Annotated in this window: 16 protein-coding genes; 5 read left to right on the top strand and 11 right to left on the bottom strand. The window is 50.8% G+C overall.

Annotated features, from left to right (window positions below):
* The first annotated feature begins 1 nt into the window (after position 1).
* Together stbD and OGX80_RS14820 are read left to right on the top strand one after the other, a co-directional pair.
* Positions 2-1,339, top strand: a complete 1,338-nt coding sequence (stbD, locus tag OGX80_RS14825; protein WP_115181192.1) for a fimbrial usher protein StbD — start codon at positions 2-4, stop codon at positions 1,337-1,339.
* Positions 1,305-2,087, top strand: coding sequence for a fimbria/pilus periplasmic chaperone (locus OGX80_RS14820; protein WP_115181191.1), 783 nt, complete (start codon positions 1,305-1,307; stop codon positions 2,085-2,087). The genes stbD and OGX80_RS14820 overlap by 35 nt, the downstream gene beginning before the upstream one ends.
* A gap of 13 nt (positions 2,088-2,100) precedes the next feature.
* On the opposite strand, the gene OGX80_RS14815 is transcribed toward OGX80_RS14820, so the two are convergent.
* From OGX80_RS14815 to OGX80_RS14805, 3 genes are all read right to left on the bottom strand, one after another.
* Positions 2,101-2,373 carry a GNAT family N-acetyltransferase gene (locus OGX80_RS14815; RefSeq protein WP_058669118.1) on the bottom strand — a complete coding sequence of 91 codons (273 nt, stop codon included), beginning with the start codon at positions 2,371-2,373 and terminating at the stop codon, positions 2,101-2,103.
* 11 nt (positions 2,374-2,384) lie between these two features.
* Positions 2,385-2,615, bottom strand: coding sequence for a 4Fe-4S mono-cluster protein YjdI (gene yjdI / locus OGX80_RS14810; RefSeq protein ID WP_047461459.1), 231 nt, complete (start codon positions 2,613-2,615; stop codon positions 2,385-2,387).
* 121 nt (positions 2,616-2,736) lie between these two features.
* Positions 2,737-4,290 carry an L-lactate permease gene (locus tag OGX80_RS14805; RefSeq protein ID WP_058668056.1) on the bottom strand — a complete coding sequence of 518 codons (1,554 nt, stop codon included), beginning with the start codon at positions 4,288-4,290 and terminating at the stop codon, positions 2,737-2,739.
* Between the two features lie 492 nt (positions 4,291-4,782).
* Here OGX80_RS14805 and OGX80_RS14800 point away from each other — a divergent pair, with 492 nt between their 5' ends.
* Genes OGX80_RS14800 through OGX80_RS14790 form a run of 3 tightly spaced genes read left to right on the top strand, consistent with a single transcriptional unit; the run spans position 4,783 to position 7,628 of the window.
* Entirely contained in the window at positions 4,783-5,502 is a 720-nt protein-coding gene (locus OGX80_RS14800; RefSeq protein ID WP_024130919.1) for a (Fe-S)-binding protein, read from the top strand.
* A gap of 10 nt (positions 5,503-5,512) precedes the next feature.
* Positions 5,513-6,940, top strand: coding sequence for a LutB/LldF family L-lactate oxidation iron-sulfur protein (locus OGX80_RS14795; RefSeq protein WP_047461453.1), 1,428 nt, complete (start codon positions 5,513-5,515; stop codon positions 6,938-6,940).
* A complete protein-coding gene (locus OGX80_RS14790) occupies positions 6,933-7,628 on the top strand; it encodes a LutC/YkgG family protein (protein WP_115181190.1) in 696 nt (231 codons plus the stop codon). Before OGX80_RS14795 ends, OGX80_RS14790 begins: the two co-directional genes overlap by 8 nt.
* A gap of 175 nt (positions 7,629-7,803) precedes the next feature.
* Here OGX80_RS14790 and OGX80_RS14785 read toward each other — a convergent pair whose 3' ends face one another.
* The 8 genes from OGX80_RS14785 to OGX80_RS14745 form a co-directional block, all read right to left on the bottom strand.
* Positions 7,804-8,289: an Hcp family type VI secretion system effector gene (locus OGX80_RS14785; RefSeq protein ID WP_115181189.1), complete on the bottom strand. Its 486-nt coding sequence runs from the start codon at positions 8,287-8,289 to the stop codon at positions 7,804-7,806.
* Between the two features lies 1 nt (position 8,290).
* Entirely contained in the window at positions 8,291-8,803 is a 513-nt protein-coding gene (locus tag OGX80_RS14780; protein WP_115181188.1) for a hypothetical protein, read from the bottom strand.
* On the bottom strand, positions 8,784-9,299 hold the full coding sequence (locus OGX80_RS14775) for a DUF2778 domain-containing protein (RefSeq protein ID WP_110493853.1): 516 nt from the start codon (positions 9,297-9,299) through the stop codon (positions 8,784-8,786). Before OGX80_RS14775 ends, OGX80_RS14780 begins: the two co-directional genes overlap by 20 nt.
* Positions 9,300-10,191: 892 nt before the next feature.
* Positions 10,192-11,181 carry a hypothetical protein gene (locus OGX80_RS14770; RefSeq protein WP_115181187.1) on the bottom strand — a complete coding sequence of 330 codons (990 nt, stop codon included), beginning with the start codon at positions 11,179-11,181 and terminating at the stop codon, positions 10,192-10,194.
* An 84-nt stretch (positions 11,182-11,265) separates the two neighbouring features.
* Positions 11,266-11,757: a hypothetical protein gene (locus tag OGX80_RS14765; protein ID WP_115181186.1), complete on the bottom strand. Its 492-nt coding sequence runs from the start codon at positions 11,755-11,757 to the stop codon at positions 11,266-11,268.
* Positions 11,758-12,068: 311 nt separating this feature from the next.
* Entirely contained in the window at positions 12,069-12,770 is a 702-nt protein-coding gene (locus OGX80_RS14755; RefSeq protein ID WP_115181185.1) for a Rha family transcriptional regulator, read from the bottom strand.
* 942 nt (positions 12,771-13,712) lie between these two features.
* A complete protein-coding gene (locus OGX80_RS14750; RefSeq protein WP_115181184.1) occupies positions 13,713-14,369 on the bottom strand; it encodes a DUF4145 domain-containing protein in 657 nt (218 codons plus the stop codon).
* Positions 14,370-14,373: 4 nt separating this feature from the next.
* A complete protein-coding gene (locus OGX80_RS14745; RefSeq protein ID WP_115181183.1) occupies positions 14,374-15,960 on the bottom strand; it encodes a site-specific integrase in 1,587 nt (528 codons plus the stop codon).
* Between the last annotated feature and the right edge of the window lie 61 nt (positions 15,961-16,021).

Raw genomic sequence — 16,021 nt, 5'->3', positions numbered from 1 at the left:
TATGAAAATCAGACAGCTCTTTTACGGCCTGTTATTCAGCGGCATGGTTGCGCATCCTGCCCTGTCCGCCTGCATTAAGGTCACGTCAGCCAGCCCCCTTTCTCAGGCGGCGAAAGACGCAGGCTATGTGGGCGCCAGTTGGGGCGGCGTGGGGGACGGCGATGTAAAAGGGAAACTGGGCTTGCCCGGCGTCATTACCTTAAGCAACGGGACGGGATTTCAGAGCGAAGGCACGTTGCTGGGCAGCGCCGCTGCCAGTTTCGTCCCCAATGGACGAACGCAGGGCGTCACGGCCAATCAGATTATGTTTCGCTGTACCGTTTCCGAAATCGGCCAGGTATATGAATACTACGCCACCAACGGCGACGATTACTGGGGAGGCATGGTCGACGTACCGGGAATCGACGGCGCTTACTACACCTACGTTAAAAACGTGGCGGTCAGGCTGACCAATCTAAAAACCGGAGAATATTACTCCCGTTACTGGAAAGCGCGTGCAATCCCGGAAAGTGAAATGTTCAATGACGGCACCTATATCTACATCCCAGCCAGCGCCTTTAGCGACGTATTTGTTGAACTGTTTCGGGTTGATGACAGCGCCAGAGGCGTTGATGGTTCCAACCGTTATACCTATCCCTACGCGGGACCGGCAGGCTATATCGCTTTCCACGGTGGCGGCATGAGTTCAGGGCTTTTCGAGGGCGCTGACAGCCGAACCAACTATAGCGGCTGGGGCGCGGCGCAGTGGCCCGGCGGCTGGACGTTAACCAGCCAGACCGTGTTCGTGCGCGGCGCCGCCTGCCGGGTCAACGACTACCCCGCCATTGTCAGGTTACCGCCAGCCAGCGTTGGCGAACTCATCAGCGGCAGCAGCAGTCAGGCTCCTTTTAGCATTAGCGTTGAATGCGAAACCGGGGCGTTGTCCGGCACGACGGCGTCCACCAGCTTAAGAGCATATGTGGCGATGGGATTCCTGGTCAGCAATCCCACCGCAGCCAATGCGGCCTCTCAGTTGGGCCTCAAGACCGGCTCCGGCGCTTATACATGGCTACTCGACAATCATTATGGCGTAAACGGCGTTGCATCAGGCGTCGGCATTCGCCTCTACAGCGACAAGCAAAATGGCAATGCGCTGAATCTTCTGCCCAACCAAATAGCCACAGCCACGGGCAACGCGGGCGGCTGGTACGGCTATCAGGATCTGACCACGCAAACCGCCAGCGGCTCAACCAGCCTCTACAGCGGCGACTTTACCGCCTCTCTGGAAGCGATTCCGGGGGAAAACGTGACAGCAGGAACAGTCTATGCACAGCTCCAGGTGGTGGTCAGTTTTCAGTAACTGGCCCACATACACGCTTCTTATCGTCTGGACAGGATGGACGGCGACTCCCGCACGAGCCGTGGTCAATACGGAAGTGACTCGCGTTATTTTTAACGCTGGGGAGAGCCATTATTCGCTGGCGCTGGCAAATTCAGCGCAGCACCCTGCCCTGGTTCAAATCTGGACGGATGAAGGCGATCCGCTGAGTCAGCCTGCTGAGACCATCACGCCCATCGTCGCGATACCGCCCGTATTCAAAATGCAGCCGACGGAAATTCGGACGGTAAAGTTACAGCTCGCAGAGAAACCTGGGTTAGCGCGCGAGCGGGAGTCGCTTTACTGGCTGAATATCTACCAGATCCCGCCGATGACCGTTCAGGATGCGAAAACGCGACAAAAACTCGTGCTGCCGCTGCGCATCCGCATGAAAGTGTTTATTCGTCCACAGGGCGTTGGGCCATTGAGAGAGCAGGATGGCGAACGGCTGACCTTCACATTCCAGCCGCAGGAGACGCAGCTTTATGTTAATAACCCGACGCCGTGGTACATCACGCTGGCAGCGCTGGCGTGCGACAACGTCAGCGCAACGCCGCTGATGATCGCTCCGCTGTCTTCACAACCGCTATCGTTATCCGGGAAGGCAGGACATTGTCGTACCGTCAGGTACGAGCTTATCAACGACCACGGTAATCGCTGGGTTTATGAGAAACCGATAATAAACAGCGGAGCGCCGGAAAAGACCGTGGGCAGAAACCCACGGCGATGACCGGTAAAACGCATCAGGCGCGGATATCGTCATACTCGCGCGTTTTATCAAACTCATGTTTGGCGAAAGGACAAAGTGGAATAACCTTGCGGTTCTCCTCGCGCATCTTTTCAACCACCTTCGCGACAAGCTGTTTACCGACGCCCTGCCCCTTCAGGCTGGGATCGACATCCGTATGCTCAATAATGCTCAGATGTTCGCCCGTCGGTACAAATACGATTTCGGCGACCTGATTACCCGCAGCATCATTCACATAAAATTTGTTGTGGCCTTCGAGTATCTCCATCATTTCCTCACTTATTTCTGGCGGTATTTCAGCGCGCCGCTCGGACAGGTATCAATAACACGCACAACCGTTGCCACATCCACTTCATCCGGGATGATCCACGGCTTACGTTTCAGATTAAAGAGCTTCGCGCTACCGCGCACGCAATTACCCGAATGCTGACAAATGGCCGTATTGAAATAGACATCGATTTTCTCGCCGGTATAGGCCCGGTAACCCGCATCCAGTAGTTCCTGATCCATGACATTGCCTCTGTAATTGTTATGTTTTCGCTAGTAAGCATAGCCCCGTCAAAGTGGCGTGGCTACAGGAAAACAGAGGCATTTGCCAGTTGATGAGCAGTCGTCGTTGCGCAAAATAACGTTAAGTCATAAACCAGTAATAAAAGAGACCAACTTTTAATCCAAGGATCACAATATAGGCACAGCAGTACTTCATGGTGCCGGACATTATCTGATTCGCCTGTCCTTCCATTTTGGTTGCCGAAACCGCAATGGCGATACTTTGCGGTGAAATCATTTTCCCGCCTGTTGCGCCGGAGGTATTTGCCGCAGCCAGCCAGTTTGGATCAATATTTAATTTACTGGCGGCAATAGTTTGTAGTTTACCAAACAGAATATTCGAGTTGGTGTCGCTGCCGGTAACAAACGTTCCCAGTGCGCCAATCACCGGAGCGAGAAAAACGTACGAGCTTCCGGTCAGATCGACAATCGACTGGGCCAGCGTGGAGATAATACCGCTGAGATCCATTACCGTTGCCAGAGCGACGATCGCCATAATCGCAACAATGGAATTTTTAAGCTGGAATACGGTTTTGACAAACACTTCCAGCATACCGCGTGCTGATGCCCCCTGAATAAAACCGCCAATAATGGTCGCAAAGATAATCAACATTCCGGGCGTGGTGACCCATTCAACTTTCAGCGCCAGCGTTTTGCCATCGGCCAGCGTAAAATGCAGCACCGAAGCCAACTGAGAAGCCGCCGCTTTTATCGTTGGGAATAACGGCGAGCACAGCAGAATAAAGACAAAAATAAACAGATAGATAGAACCGACCCGGAACAGCACTTTCGCCGAGCGCGGCGTCGTTTCACGGGTGTGGCTGACTTCAATGCGCCACTCGGGATCTGTTTTCCCTTTGCGCAGGCGGCTGGCAATTGCGACGGCAAAAAGACTGACCAGGCTGCCGGCAAAGGCAGGTAATTCTGCCCCGAGATGTATGGCGACAAAATACTGCGGAACAAGCGTTGTGATACCGCAAAGCAGCGTAATAAGGAACACGCCGCGAATGGCTTTCAGGCCACCGCCAATAATGCAAATTATGACAAACGGCAGCAGGATATTAAAAAGGGCTAATTGCAGAATAATCGTTCCGCCTAAGGTGTAAACCGGCAGATTAACCTGTTCAGCCAGGATAGAGACCGGAATACCAACCGCCCCGAACGCCGTGGGTACGGTGTTGGCCACAAGTGAAGCAATTGCTGCCTTCAGTGGGTTGAATCCCAGCGCGATGAGAATACCGATAGGTATCGCGACCGCCGTACCGTACCCGGCAGCCGCTTCAAGGAATCCACCGAAACACCACGAAATCAGCAGTACCTGAATACGCTTATCTTCGCTAATACTGGCGAGAATATCGCGGAGAATATCCAGCGCTTTGGTCGCCTGCATGACGTTATAACTGAATATAGCGCCGAGGATCACAATCACGATCGGCCATAATCCTTTCAGTGCGCCATAACCCATCGAGGCTTTAAGATTTTGTACTGGCATGTCCCAGAATATTGCAGACAGCGCGGCAGTGAATGCCAGCGAAATCAAAACTGAATAATGGATGGGCATTTTCAATTTCAGAATTAAAAATACCATAAGCAGCAAAGGAGAGAGTGCCAGGGCAAACATAAAATATTCGTTCATTACTATTCCTGATTGGTTCATTAAACCTGATTTATATTTATGGTGGGGAGGCTACATTGCTGGTCAAATGAAATATGTAAACTGAATCGCTTCAGTGAATAAAGTAATTATGATTTGTAGTTTTGTAACTATTGTAATCTTTTAATTAAAATTCAATGCCAGGCAAATATACTTAAGAGCAAGACAGATACCTATAAATAGTTATTTAACAACCTGTTTAATAATGATACTGACGAAATTAGTAATCACTTGAAACTATTTTTCGGACGTTCACATCGCTGTGGTTTTCATTATAAAAATGTGAGCGATGCCGAAATAAATAAACCCGTGTATTGCATATGGGTATTGATTGGTGGATTATTCTATTTTGTCATACAAATGAACGTAGAGTAGGATAAACCGAAAAACAATGGTCGTTTTTATTATTGATTTATGACCCGGTGGCCGGTTGCCATCGGGGCTAAATAGAAGTGAAGCAATGGAGCATTGATTGTGAATGTAAATTTCTTTGTTACCTGTATTGGTGACGCGCTGAAATCACGGATGGCCCGAGACTCCGTATTGCTGCTGGAAAAACTGGGCTGCCGCGTTAATTTCCCTGAGAAGCAAGGGTGTTGCGGCCAGCCAGCCATCAACAGCGGCTACATCAAAGAAGCGATCCCGGGGATGAAAAACCTGATCGCAGCGCTGGAAGACAACGACGACCCGATTATCTCTCCTGCTGGCTCCTGTACCTACGCGGTAAAAAGCTACCCAACATATCTGGTCGATGAGCCTGAATGGGCGTTACGTGCGGAAAAGGTCGCCGCGCGCATGCAGGATCTCACCTCCTTTATCGTTAATAAACTGGGTGTGGTGGATGTGGGAGCCAGCCTTCAGGGCAGAGCTGTCTATCACCCATCCTGTAGCCTGACCCGCAAGCTGGGAGTGAAGGAAGAACCGCTCACGCTACTGAAAAATGTGCGCGGGCTGGAGCTGTTGACGTTTGCCGATCAGGATACCTGCTGCGGATTTGGCGGGACGTTCTCGGTCAAAATGGCCGAAATATCCGGCGAGATGGTGAAAGAGAAAGTCTTACACCTGATGGATGCCCGGCCTGAATATTTGATTGGCGCAGACGTCAGCTGCCTGCTGAACATTGGCGGTCGACTGCAACGGGAAGGCCAGCCGGTCAAAGTGATGCATATTGCTGAAGTGCTGATGAGCCGCTGAGGGGAAAGAGATGTCGATAAAAACCAGCGATGTAGAATTTAAACTGCGCATTCGTCAGCAAATTGAAGATCCGATCATGCGCAAAGCCGTGGCCAATGCGCAGGAGCGAATCGGCGCGAATCGGCAAAAAATGGTCGATGAGTTAGGGCACTGGGACGAATGGCGTGACCGTGCCAGCCAGATCCGCGATCACGTTCTGAGCAATCTCGACGCTTACCTGTATCAACTCACCGAGAAAGTGACGGAAAACGGCGGGCACGTCTATTTCGCCAAAACCAAAGAAGAAGCCACCCGCTACATTTTACAGGTCGCCCAAAGTAAAAACGCGCGCAAGGTAGTGAAGTCCAAGTCGATGGTGACCGAAGAGATTGGCGTCAATCATGTGTTGCAGGATGCCGGAATTCAGGTGATCGAAACCGATCTGGGCGAGTATATTCTCCAGTTGGATCAGGACCCGCCTTCACACGTTGTGGTTCCGGCAATCCATAAGGATCGCTATCAGATCCGCCGCGTGCTGCATGAACGTCTGGGCTATGACGGCCCGGAAACGCCAGAAGCGATGACCTTATTCATCCGCCAGAAGATCCGCGAGGATTTCCTCAGCGCTGAAATCGGTATTACCGGCTGTAATTTCGCCGTGGCGGAAACCGGATCGGTGTGCCTGGTGACCAACGAAGGCAATGCGCGGATGTGTACCACGCTGCCGAAAACGCACATTGCGGTGATGGGGATGGAGCGTATCGCCCCCACCTTTGCCGAGGTGGACGTACTGATCACCATGCTGGCGCGCAGCGCCGTTGGCGCACGTTTGACGGGATACAACACCTGGCTGACCGGCCCGCGCGAGGCTGGCCACGTTGACGGGCCGGAAGAGTTCCACCTGGTTATTGTGGATAACGGGCGTTCCCAGGTACTCGGTTCTGAATTTCGCGACGTGCTGCGCTGCATTCGCTGCGGAGCCTGTATGAACACCTGCCCGGCATACCGCCACATTGGTGGACACGGCTATGGCTCTATCTATCCCGGCCCTATCGGCGCGGTGATTTCCCCGCTGCTCGGCGGTTATAAGGATTTTAAAGATCTGCCGTATGCCTGTTCATTATGCACGGCCTGCGACAGCGTCTGCCCGGTGCGCATTCCGCTGTCAAAACTGATCCTGCGCCATCGCCGAGTGATGGCCGAAGAGGGCATTACCCCGAAAGCCGAGCGACGGGCGATCAAAATGTTCGCTTATGCCAATAGCCATCCTGGACTGTGGAAAGTCGGGATGATGGCAGGCGCTCATGCGGCAAGCTGGTTTATTAATGGCGGTAAAACGCCGCTTAAAGTCGGCGCTATTGGTGACTGGATGGAGGCGCGAGATCTCCCTGATGCTGACGGAGAGAGTTTCCGTAGCTGGTTTAAGAAACATCAGGCAGAGGAGAAAAAGAATGGATAACCGTAGCGCGTTTTTAAACACCATCGCCCAGGCGCTGGGCCGCCCGCTGCGATTCGAACCGCAGGCAGATACGCTGCCGGTTAACAACTATGCGAACGAGCGACTGACCGAACTTAGCCAGCAGCAGCGCTGCGACGCGTTTATCCAGTTTGCGAGCGATGTCATGCTGGTACGCTGCGAACTGACCAGCGAAGCGCAGGCGCCGGAAGCGGCGTTACGCCTGTGTGAAGAACTGGGACATAAATCGGTGGTACTCAGCGGCGATAGCCGACTGGTGGAACTGGGGATCACCGAACGCTTGCAGCAGGAATGCAACGCCGTGGTCTGGGACCCGGCCCGAGGAGCAGAGAATGTTACCCAGGCCGAACAAGCGAAAGTCGGCGTAGTGTATGCCGAATACGGCTTAACGGAATCGGGCGGCGTGGTGCTGTTTTCCGCGCCTGAGCGCGGGCGTTCATTAAGCCTGCTGCCGGAGTCCTCGATTTTCGTGCTACGCAAGAGCACCATCCTGCCACGCGTGGCACAACTGGCGGAAAAACTGCATCAGAAAGCGCAGGCCGGTGAACGCATGCCATCGTGTATTAACATCATCAGTGGCCCCAGCTCAACGGCGGATATCGAACTGATCAAGGTGGTCGGCGTGCATGGCCCGGTTAAGGCGGTATATCTGATTATTGAAGATTGTTGATACGACTGTTAATGACCGCACTACTGGCACGGATGCCATAATAGCGGGCAGTTAATCCTGTTGGGCGTTGAATGCGGAGTTCAGGAAACTTGAAGCTGGAGCGGGCGAAGGGAAATCCCCCCCGTTCCAAAGATCTCGTAATCCCATGGATTTATTAACAAAGACTTGGTGCATGTTACGCTCTTACGTTCCAATCGTCCGTATACTGGACATTACCATCAACATAACGCCAGGTGATTTTGTCATACATCAGGGAAACAGATTCCATGTGGTTGATCTGCGAGTTCCCTGCCATTTTAGCGTTTGGCATCCCTGGATTAATGCCCGTCACTTTCACGCCTTCAATGGTCATGACGAAGTAACACTCTTCTTGTCCTGCATGGTTAATTCGATACCAGCGAATCTCCGCACTTTTCAACGTTTGACCAGTGGCAACGGCTTTGTATAGATACGGGCTGGAGCTATCAAACTCCTTTTCAATCATCATCGGAGAATGTGAACGCTTGCCAGTGATCTTACCGTTGGCACTGTCTACTGGAATGTTCAGACCATGACTAAAGCCAACAATTTCTATACTCCCCTCACGATCCTGAACGTCTACAGATCCTTTAATGTCTGTGCCGCCATCGTCTTTAAGCCACATGTAAGCCGGAATAGGCATTTTACAAACGCCTTTTAGTTGTGATTTTCTTCGTGATGAACCAGTAGCAAACAATCGTTAAGAGCAACTGAAAGCCCACAATCGCCGCCATTGTGAAATTTGAATACGTTGGGAATAAAGACTGATAAGGCAGCAAGCGAAACAACGCCCAAAACAGGAAGGTAAACCCGAAGATTTTAGCTAACCGCCGCAACGTAGAACTGCCCCACTCTCTGGGGATACCTGCTGGACTAACTTTGTGTGTCACGCCACTGTACGCCGTGATAATGGCACTCATGACAGGTACGCTGATTAATGTGTTAATTAAGATGCTAAAATAGTCGCCTAACGATTCCCAAACTTCTAAATCAGGTTCACCCAAAATGAAGCGGGTAAACTTGTCGGCACTCTGGAAATCGAAAAGCCCCGTAATAGAATTAACTAATCCCTCATACGGAACCATTTTAGCAACGATCAGCATAACAACAGCGAACAGCACTATCTTGATGAACAAACTAAGGGCATGTTTTGCCATTGGCGATCACCTCAATCGTGCCGTATGCCTGTAGCTTCCTCATGCAAGGAACATCTATTTTTCGGGTTCTCAACAGAGCATTACGCAACATGGCAAAATCAGAATCATGTGGGAGAGTGATACAACCTTCTGATAGTACGCCTGGATGCAAACGGAAATTGCCACGCTTAACGTTCTCAATCCATGTGTAATCGTCGTTCCCCCAATCATCACGCCATAATGCGAACCATTCGGAATGTTTGAATGTTGCGCCACTGGCGAAGTGATTATAAATGTCTCTCACCCCTGCGTTTAGCTGTGACTTGAGTCCACCTTGAGGGCGGTCAACAATCCAGTATTTACCCGCTGGTACTGGCCCCTCTTTGGGGATCATTCCACATGCCCCACGGTTACGGTAAGCACCATTACCAGAGAAAGCTAAAAACGTGCCTACACCAGGAAACGATAAAGGGGAGTAGTACGCATCATTAATTACGAACTTTCCATGTAGAGCCACAGATAACCCTTTTATCTATAATGATTTGTTGGCTTATCGTACTCCTAAGCAATTGGACATAGGAAGGTTTTCTTCCGAGAAGCCTCTGATTTTCAGACAATAGCAGCCATAAAGCCCCGTTAGTGATACAGCAACAAGCGTAGCGACTTCATCAGACTGTCAGAGGGATCACACCTTATCAGAATAACCGTGTACCCTTGCGGGAGCGTGGCTGAAACGCTGATAGAGCCTACATGTCGTTTGTAGGTACGTTACACCATAAACCTGTTTACGTGGCTCATAAGGCCGCACATCGGGCTTGAATGCGTGTGATCAGTCTGGTGTAAGAGACAATGTACCTCTTGTTGGTACTTCGTCGTTCAATGGTAGAACGATCACGACAGCTTATGTTAAGTAAGTTGTTGAAAGCAAAAAGAGTTTTATAGAAGTTTTGCCACAAGGGGAGAGATCTGGAGCGGGCGAAGGGAGCCGAGGACAACCAGCTAACTTCTTGTTTCTTAAAGATTGATGAATCCAGTGGTTACAGTGATGGTTACACATGGAGACGCTGAAGGTCAAGACTTGAAGCATGTAAAATTCCCTCGAGAGGGATAGAACTCACGGCCTGACTACCCGGCCCTTTTGGTCTGACTGAGGGTCGGGCTACGGGGTAAATCGTCAGGCTCATTGTATTAGATAGGGTCTCACATTTTTCAGTCAAAACTCATCAGTATCAGTCTTTGGGCCAGACCATCAGCACGACTACCAGAGCCAGCTTCAGCAGGAAGACCACGAGATAGACTTTGTGTAGGTCCATTTGGTCCTCCTCCTTTCTGTATTCATAAACTAGATTACTAGTACAAAATAAAGGCCAGACATCCAGTTACGGAAGTCTGACCAATAGTCGTTATTGTTAGTTGGCTTCTTTAGTGAAACTCAAGCGTTTGACTACAGGCAGGACAGCAGCAGCGCTACCAGTCTCCATCTTTACAGTCGTTGCAGCCTCAGCGACCACGAATACCTTACCGAGAATCTCAAGGTCGTGAGACTGAGAGTCGCCATCACGGGATAGGACCACAGTAATGTTCTCGCCATCGTGACGGAAGCAGCCGAAGCTCAGAGCCGTAAAGCGCTTAGCCATCATGAACACACCACGGTCTTCACCATTGTAATAGGCGATATCTGTCCCCAGCATATCGACGATAGCGTCTTCACCACCGAAGCCCTGCTTAGCAGCCAGACGGGAGAGAGCCTTGAGGTGTGACTCATGGGCGATGATACCGTAATCAGTAACCTCAGAGCCGAAAGAAGACTCGGTGTTTTCATACAGCGCGTCCATGATAGTGTCTGCCTTAGCGGTCAGGCTACCAGTCAGGACCGGAAGCTCTACTGTCTTCAGCAGCTTAGAGGACTCCAGAACGTCAACCATCTTAGAGTTAATGGTACGGACCACATTCTCACAAATGTTCAGAGCGTCCTGCTGGAGCGTTCCCTGAGTGAAACCAGTAGAGGACTTAGCGTCCCATAGCTTGGTCTGCTCAGAGATGAGAATAGCCTGTTCAATCGGTTCGACCACAATCTCCTGACCGGACGGAACGGTAACGACTTCAGGCCGCTTGCCACCACGGACAGGAACGACCACAGAGCGGTTAGCCAGAGTGTGAGCAATGAGTGGGGTCGGTAAGCTGTTGCGTGTTGGCAGGACTTCTACAGGGAACGGGATGTTCTCCTGAGCGTCTTTAAGTACACCGTTCAGCATAGCCTTAACCGTCTTAGCTAACTGGAAGGCATAGACCTGTGGGTCAGCGTTAGTCGGCAGACCTTCATTGACCTGCATGTTGTCGGTGTCGGTGATACGAACAGGCTCAATGCCAAACTGTAAAGCGTCTTTAGTCAGAGTCATGATAATTAATCTCCTTGAGTCAAATACTTGAAATCCCTAACAGGAAGTCAGGGACGTGTGTGTTCTTAGATGAGGATCGCTTGCTTACAAGCTGTCCATCCAGTTAGCGCCAGACTCAAGGTCAGCGACAATAGCGGCACGGGAGCGACCAGCGGAATGGGTAGAACTGCGGAGGTTCTCACCATAGGTCCGGCGTTCAGCTTTGACCTGTTCACGGCGCTGTAGCTCTTTCTGCCATTCGTCTTCGGTCATGAACATTTCGCGGGTACGGTCTTTCTGAGACGCCAGTTCTTTAGCGATACGCTCAGCCTCGACACGCTTATTCATCTGGCGGCGTTGGTAGGCGGTCATCAGGTCATTACTGAAGAAGTTGCCAATAGCTACACCAGCTTCAGCCAGAGCTTCCAGTAACTCCATTGCCTCGCGGCTGGTAGACGGCAGGCCGGACAGGTAGCCCGGAATGAGGGTCTTGATAGCGAGGGACAACGGATAGGACTGACCGTCCAGACTCACAGTATTCTCGTAAAGATTGATATCGGTGACTGACAGTTTCCAGTCTTGGTTATTGAATAACATAGTAAATACTCCTCTTGAGAGTTGAGACTATCGGTCTGCTACAGGCGTGTTTAATCCTGCGGCGTCTCCCCGCATCGGTCATCTCAAAAGGTTTAAATTAGGTATTGGAGACAGCTAGCTTGATAGCCGACGACAGTTTCATAGCGACCAGTTGGGCTATTAGCTCGTCTCGTGATTGGTGCTGGCGGGTCTCATCTTCCGGGTCTAGACCAAGCTCCTTCAGGATGACTTCAGTCCGGTAACCACGGTAACGGAGAGTCATGCGGCCCTCAGGTGTGCGCGGGTCAATCATAGGTCGTTGGTCAATCATCTTAGAGTCCCTCCAGCTTGCCGGATTGGGCCTGCTTCAGGAGGTGCTCTTGCTTCTGCTGGTCGGTGCCAGTGAAGGCAATAAGGATGCCTCGCAGTTTATCGACTATCACAGGATTACCGAAGACCTCCAATCCTTTAGCGTTGAAGCGAAAGTTATAACCACCTGCTGAGAACTTCTGGTCAGACGGCTTAATGATACGAAAGCAGTCGGAATACTTCGGATTTACAGACCACTCGTTACTGATTGGGTTCTTACGAAAGAGGCCACGATGCTGGAGAAGTGCGGTCATTAGCTTCTGAGCGGGTAGACCATAGGTTTTGCAGTAGTCGCCCCAAGTCACGCCTCGGCGGTTAGCGGACTGAATGGCTGCCCGCTTCTTCTGGTCTTCCAGTTGAAGGACTCGACGCTCTAACGTCTGAATATGGTCGTAACACTTGGCGCGGAGGTGAACGGAATAGCCAGCGACCAGAATAAATGTATGTTTTCGGTCTAGGCGATACATTACCCGGCTCTCGCCTTTAGCGTCCTTGTAAACTTCCTCGCCAACCAGCTCAGTTTTGAGCGCGTTAAGCTCCTCAGCCATATTGCGAATATCACGCAGGACATTTCGGTGCTCCTTGCCTGTCAGCTCAGCAATTTCAACCGAGGTCATGGAGACAAGCTGGTCGAGGTTAATGACGCTGAATCCTTGTTGAGACATTTACGTGTACTCCTTTTGTTTGCACCCTGAAGTCGCACCCTACTGACCTACTCAAGCCCCACGTAAAGGGAGACCAGCAGGCAACAGGACGCAAACAGAATAACTTGAGGTAATTGTGATGGTGGCTAGCTAACTAGCGATGGTCTGCGATGACCATAGATATGAAGGTTCGACAGCGTGTCAGGACGACCAGATGCTAGAAGGTGATAGACTTCAAGAGGAGAAGAACTTCTAGGGGCTGGAGGTCTGACAGAGACTGTCTTGCCTTGGGATGTCTTCGGAAAAAGACTCAATGTCGGGAGAGCTTCCGCATAACTTGACGCATCAAGACCAGAGGCGGAATGTATGGTCCCATGGTGAGGGTTAAAGATTTGCTACCTGATAAGGCCATAATCTGACCTCCAGTTAGACCCAAAGTATGGAGACACATCATAGCGACCATAGTTTACTTTGGGCTGACAGGACTGGAGGCTGGACTTAAAGTTCTCTTTATTGGAGTTGTGATAACACAATCCATAACAAGATAAACTCATGGTCTCCTCCAGCCTGCTGGTCGTCTCAAAGCTCCAACCTCAGACACCACTGGTCTAAACTCTTTGAGTTTCCGCCTGTCCACAATGGATGGCAGACCTCAGCAATGATGTCTAGTTCTTCAGCTATCCGCGCAGCGATTATCACAGAGCCAACTTAAAGTCGGGTGTGGTCTTCTGCTCCCCGCCTGTCAAAAGGGAAGATAACCTACGTTAAAGGGAATGGTCTCAGGCCAAGGTGATTTAACACTAGGCGTATGCGGATGGTTTCCAATCGGTCCGCTACCGGAAGCCTGAGACTTAATGAATGTGTGTCGAGGGGACTGCTATTGAGGTGGGACTTAGGGTCTCTCCCTATAGTGATAGTTTAATCCCCTTCCCTATAGTGAGGGTTAAAGATTTGCCACCAGTCTTACTCATTAGCGGCCTGCTGCTGTTCCCTCGCCTGTCTGTCCTGATTCTCAATGCCTTGGCGTGGACCTTCAGGCATACTCTGGAACATATCCTCAATTTCTTTCGGTCTCGTGATTCGGTCATCAACAATAATGTTCAGCAGCTTAAAGAGACCATGAGCCAACTGCGGATCATCATCAAGGCTAATCTCTCCGGGATGGACCGCCTGATTGCCAACAATACGGCAGATGTCTGCTGCCTGCTGGATGCGTACAGGTAGTCCTTTCTGAACGAGAGACCGGATGTCAGCATTAATGTTATTCCCCGGTTCTCCTAAGTGGACCATTAACTTCTGAAGGCATAGACGAAGGAGTGCAGCGGCCCCTTTAGGTGATAGGCCAACTATACTCCTGGCTTCCATGTAGTCAGCCTTACAGTTGTCGGGCATGTCCGGGTTTGGTAGTTCGGCTGTGGAAGCAAACGGTATAAGTAAGCGGCGCTGAAACCAAAAACTTTTTTCTTCACAATGCTCACAGATAGAAGTATGAACAGGAAGGCCTCCAGTACTTGAATAGTAATAGTACAACTGCTGCCATTTTTGATGTGCAAAAGCGTTACAATATGGGCAGTTAAAGGCTTCTTTTTCAAACTCAGGTGCCTCAAACGGTATCGCCATCTACTCAAGTCTCCTTATAAACATCAGCCATCACATTAACCAGTCTATCTACCTCGACCTCTTTCGCGTAACGGTCGTAAGTTATAGACCCTGAACTATGCCCCATAATCGCCTGAGCATACGCCAACTCGACCCCGTGTTGTTTTAACTGGGTCGCAACAGTGTGCCTAAACGAGTGAAAAGCTAAGCCGCTACGGTCAGCGAGGACTTTAGGTAGCAACGTCCGGTTAAACCATTTACTAACCTGCTCACCGTAGCCGTTCTTCATCAGCTTGAGGCCATCGAATACCATAGCATTATCACCCACAGTCTTTCTACGGTCTTCCACAAGCGACATAAAGTCAGCCAATACAAAACCATAAGCTCTATCCACCAGCGGGACACAGCGGTCACTGTGGGCGTTCTTGATACTCTTACCCGGCAGGCTGCTATCGTCTTCGTTGATATGGATAAACACGGTCCCAACCTCAGTGGTCCTGACGTCTTTGACCTGAAGTTGGGCCACCTCGTTAAGCCTTGCTCCAGTGATTGCAGCTAGAGCGGTGACGTAATAATGGTATGGCTTACCTGCTGTCTTCTGAGAGTACGCTTTAGCGGCGACCAGTAGTTGCCCTACCTGCTCAGGACTGAATGCATCACGAGCGTCTGAGGCCTTACGCTGCGGGACCTTCAGTTCAAGACCTTCTGTCAGGTTCTTAGCTATCAGGTCGTTGCGTACCGCCCACTTAAAGACAGCAGCCATCTTGATAAGGTATTTATTGTTGATGGTAACGACGTCCAGACAGTCAGTCTTAGACTCTCGGTTCAGCAGGTCAGACAGTGGCATTGACTTAAAGCGTTGCTTACGGTTCTTCGGTATCTGCTGGAGGACTTCACGGACCCTGAGCATATCTGAACGAGTCGCCTTGCCGACATCCTGAATATCCAGATAGTCGAATATCTCGATTAACGTAGAGTGAGACGCTCGGTTCTCGCCTAGGGTCGCTGGCTTCCAGTTCTGAGCGTTCTCCTGCTCGTACTGCTCAATGAGAGACGCGAGGGTCAGAGCTTTAGGTTCAGGAACTTCAGGCTCTGCCAATACAGATAGGGAGACGGACGGTCTTAGACTGCCAGTCTCAGGCTCAAGGTAAGACAACAGGCCAGAGCTATCACCTTTGAGTCTATCCTGACAGGCTTTAAGTACGCCGATAACGTCATTGATATAGCGATGCTGGTCTACAGTCAGACGCTCAGTCGCTACAGCTTCCCGAAGGTTGGACTTAATGTCGTCGTACTGGTCAACGTAAAGCTGGTAGGACTCCGGGTCGTTCAGGTCATCACGACTGACACTAAGTTCCCACTCGACAATAGTCTTCAGGTGCTCCCGTAGCTCCTCATAAGAGGCGTTAGGGTTGTCTGCATGGATTGCTTTAAGTGCTGACTTGATGTGTCGAGAGTGAGCCATAGCGGTTCGTCTGTCCTTAGTCCGTAGTGACAATGAGGTCATTCTATCAGTGTTTGACTGACGGTGCCGTAGACGGAAATAGTAGACGCCTCTGCGCTCATAAAGGTAGGCAGTTACCTGGAGTAGCTTGCTTGATGGCTGAATCATGTGTCTGTATGCCCTGAGAGGGTTACACAGTGGGTTACAGTAAGTAACTCTGCAAGGAGGC

The sequence above is a fragment of the Citrobacter sp. CK194 genome (genome assembly GCF_030333395.1).
Lineage (GTDB): Bacteria > Pseudomonadota > Gammaproteobacteria > Enterobacterales > Enterobacteriaceae > Citrobacter_B > Citrobacter_B koseri.
Note: the sequence above shows the minus strand (reverse complement) of the source record. Positions and strands in the feature narration are given on the sequence as shown.

Bases quoted from the DNA above. Each gene is read 5' to 3' on its own strand.
- OGX80_RS14790 (WP_115181190.1), top strand. From the start codon at position 6,933: ATGGATAACCGTAGCGCGTTTTTAAACACCATCGCCCAGGCGCTGGGC.
- OGX80_RS14750 (WP_115181184.1), bottom strand. From the start codon at position 14,369: ATGGCGATACCGTTTGAGGCACCTGAGTTTGAAAAAGAAGCCTTTAAC.
- OGX80_RS14785 (WP_115181189.1), bottom strand. From the start codon at position 8,289: ATGCCTATTCCGGCTTACATGTGGCTTAAAGACGATGGCGGCACAGAC.
- OGX80_RS14780 (WP_115181188.1), bottom strand. From the start codon at position 8,803: ATGGCAAAACATGCCCTTAGTTTGTTCATCAAGATAGTGCTGTTCGCT.
- OGX80_RS14815 (WP_058669118.1), bottom strand. From the start codon at position 2,373: ATGGAGATACTCGAAGGCCACAACAAATTTTATGTGAATGATGCTGCG.
- OGX80_RS14755 (WP_115181185.1), bottom strand. From the start codon at position 12,770: ATGTCTCAACAAGGATTCAGCGTCATTAACCTCGACCAGCTTGTCTCC.
- OGX80_RS14770 (WP_115181187.1), bottom strand. From the start codon at position 11,181: ATGACTCTGACTAAAGACGCTTTACAGTTTGGCATTGAGCCTGTTCGT.
- OGX80_RS14820 (WP_115181191.1), top strand. From the start codon at position 1,305: ATGCACAGCTCCAGGTGGTGGTCAGTTTTCAGTAACTGGCCCACATAC.
- yjdI (WP_047461459.1), bottom strand. From the start codon at position 2,615: ATGGATCAGGAACTACTGGATGCGGGTTACCGGGCCTATACCGGCGAG.
- OGX80_RS14805 (WP_058668056.1), bottom strand. From the start codon at position 4,290: ATGAACGAATATTTTATGTTTGCCCTGGCACTCTCTCCTTTGCTGCTT.
- stbD (WP_115181192.1), top strand. From the start codon at position 2: ATGAAAATCAGACAGCTCTTTTACGGCCTGTTATTCAGCGGCATGGTT.
- OGX80_RS14795 (WP_047461453.1), top strand. From the start codon at position 5,513: ATGTCGATAAAAACCAGCGATGTAGAATTTAAACTGCGCATTCGTCAG.
- OGX80_RS14765 (WP_115181186.1), bottom strand. From the start codon at position 11,757: ATGTTATTCAATAACCAAGACTGGAAACTGTCAGTCACCGATATCAAT.
- OGX80_RS14745 (WP_115181183.1), bottom strand. From the start codon at position 15,960: ATGATTCAGCCATCAAGCAAGCTACTCCAGGTAACTGCCTACCTTTAT.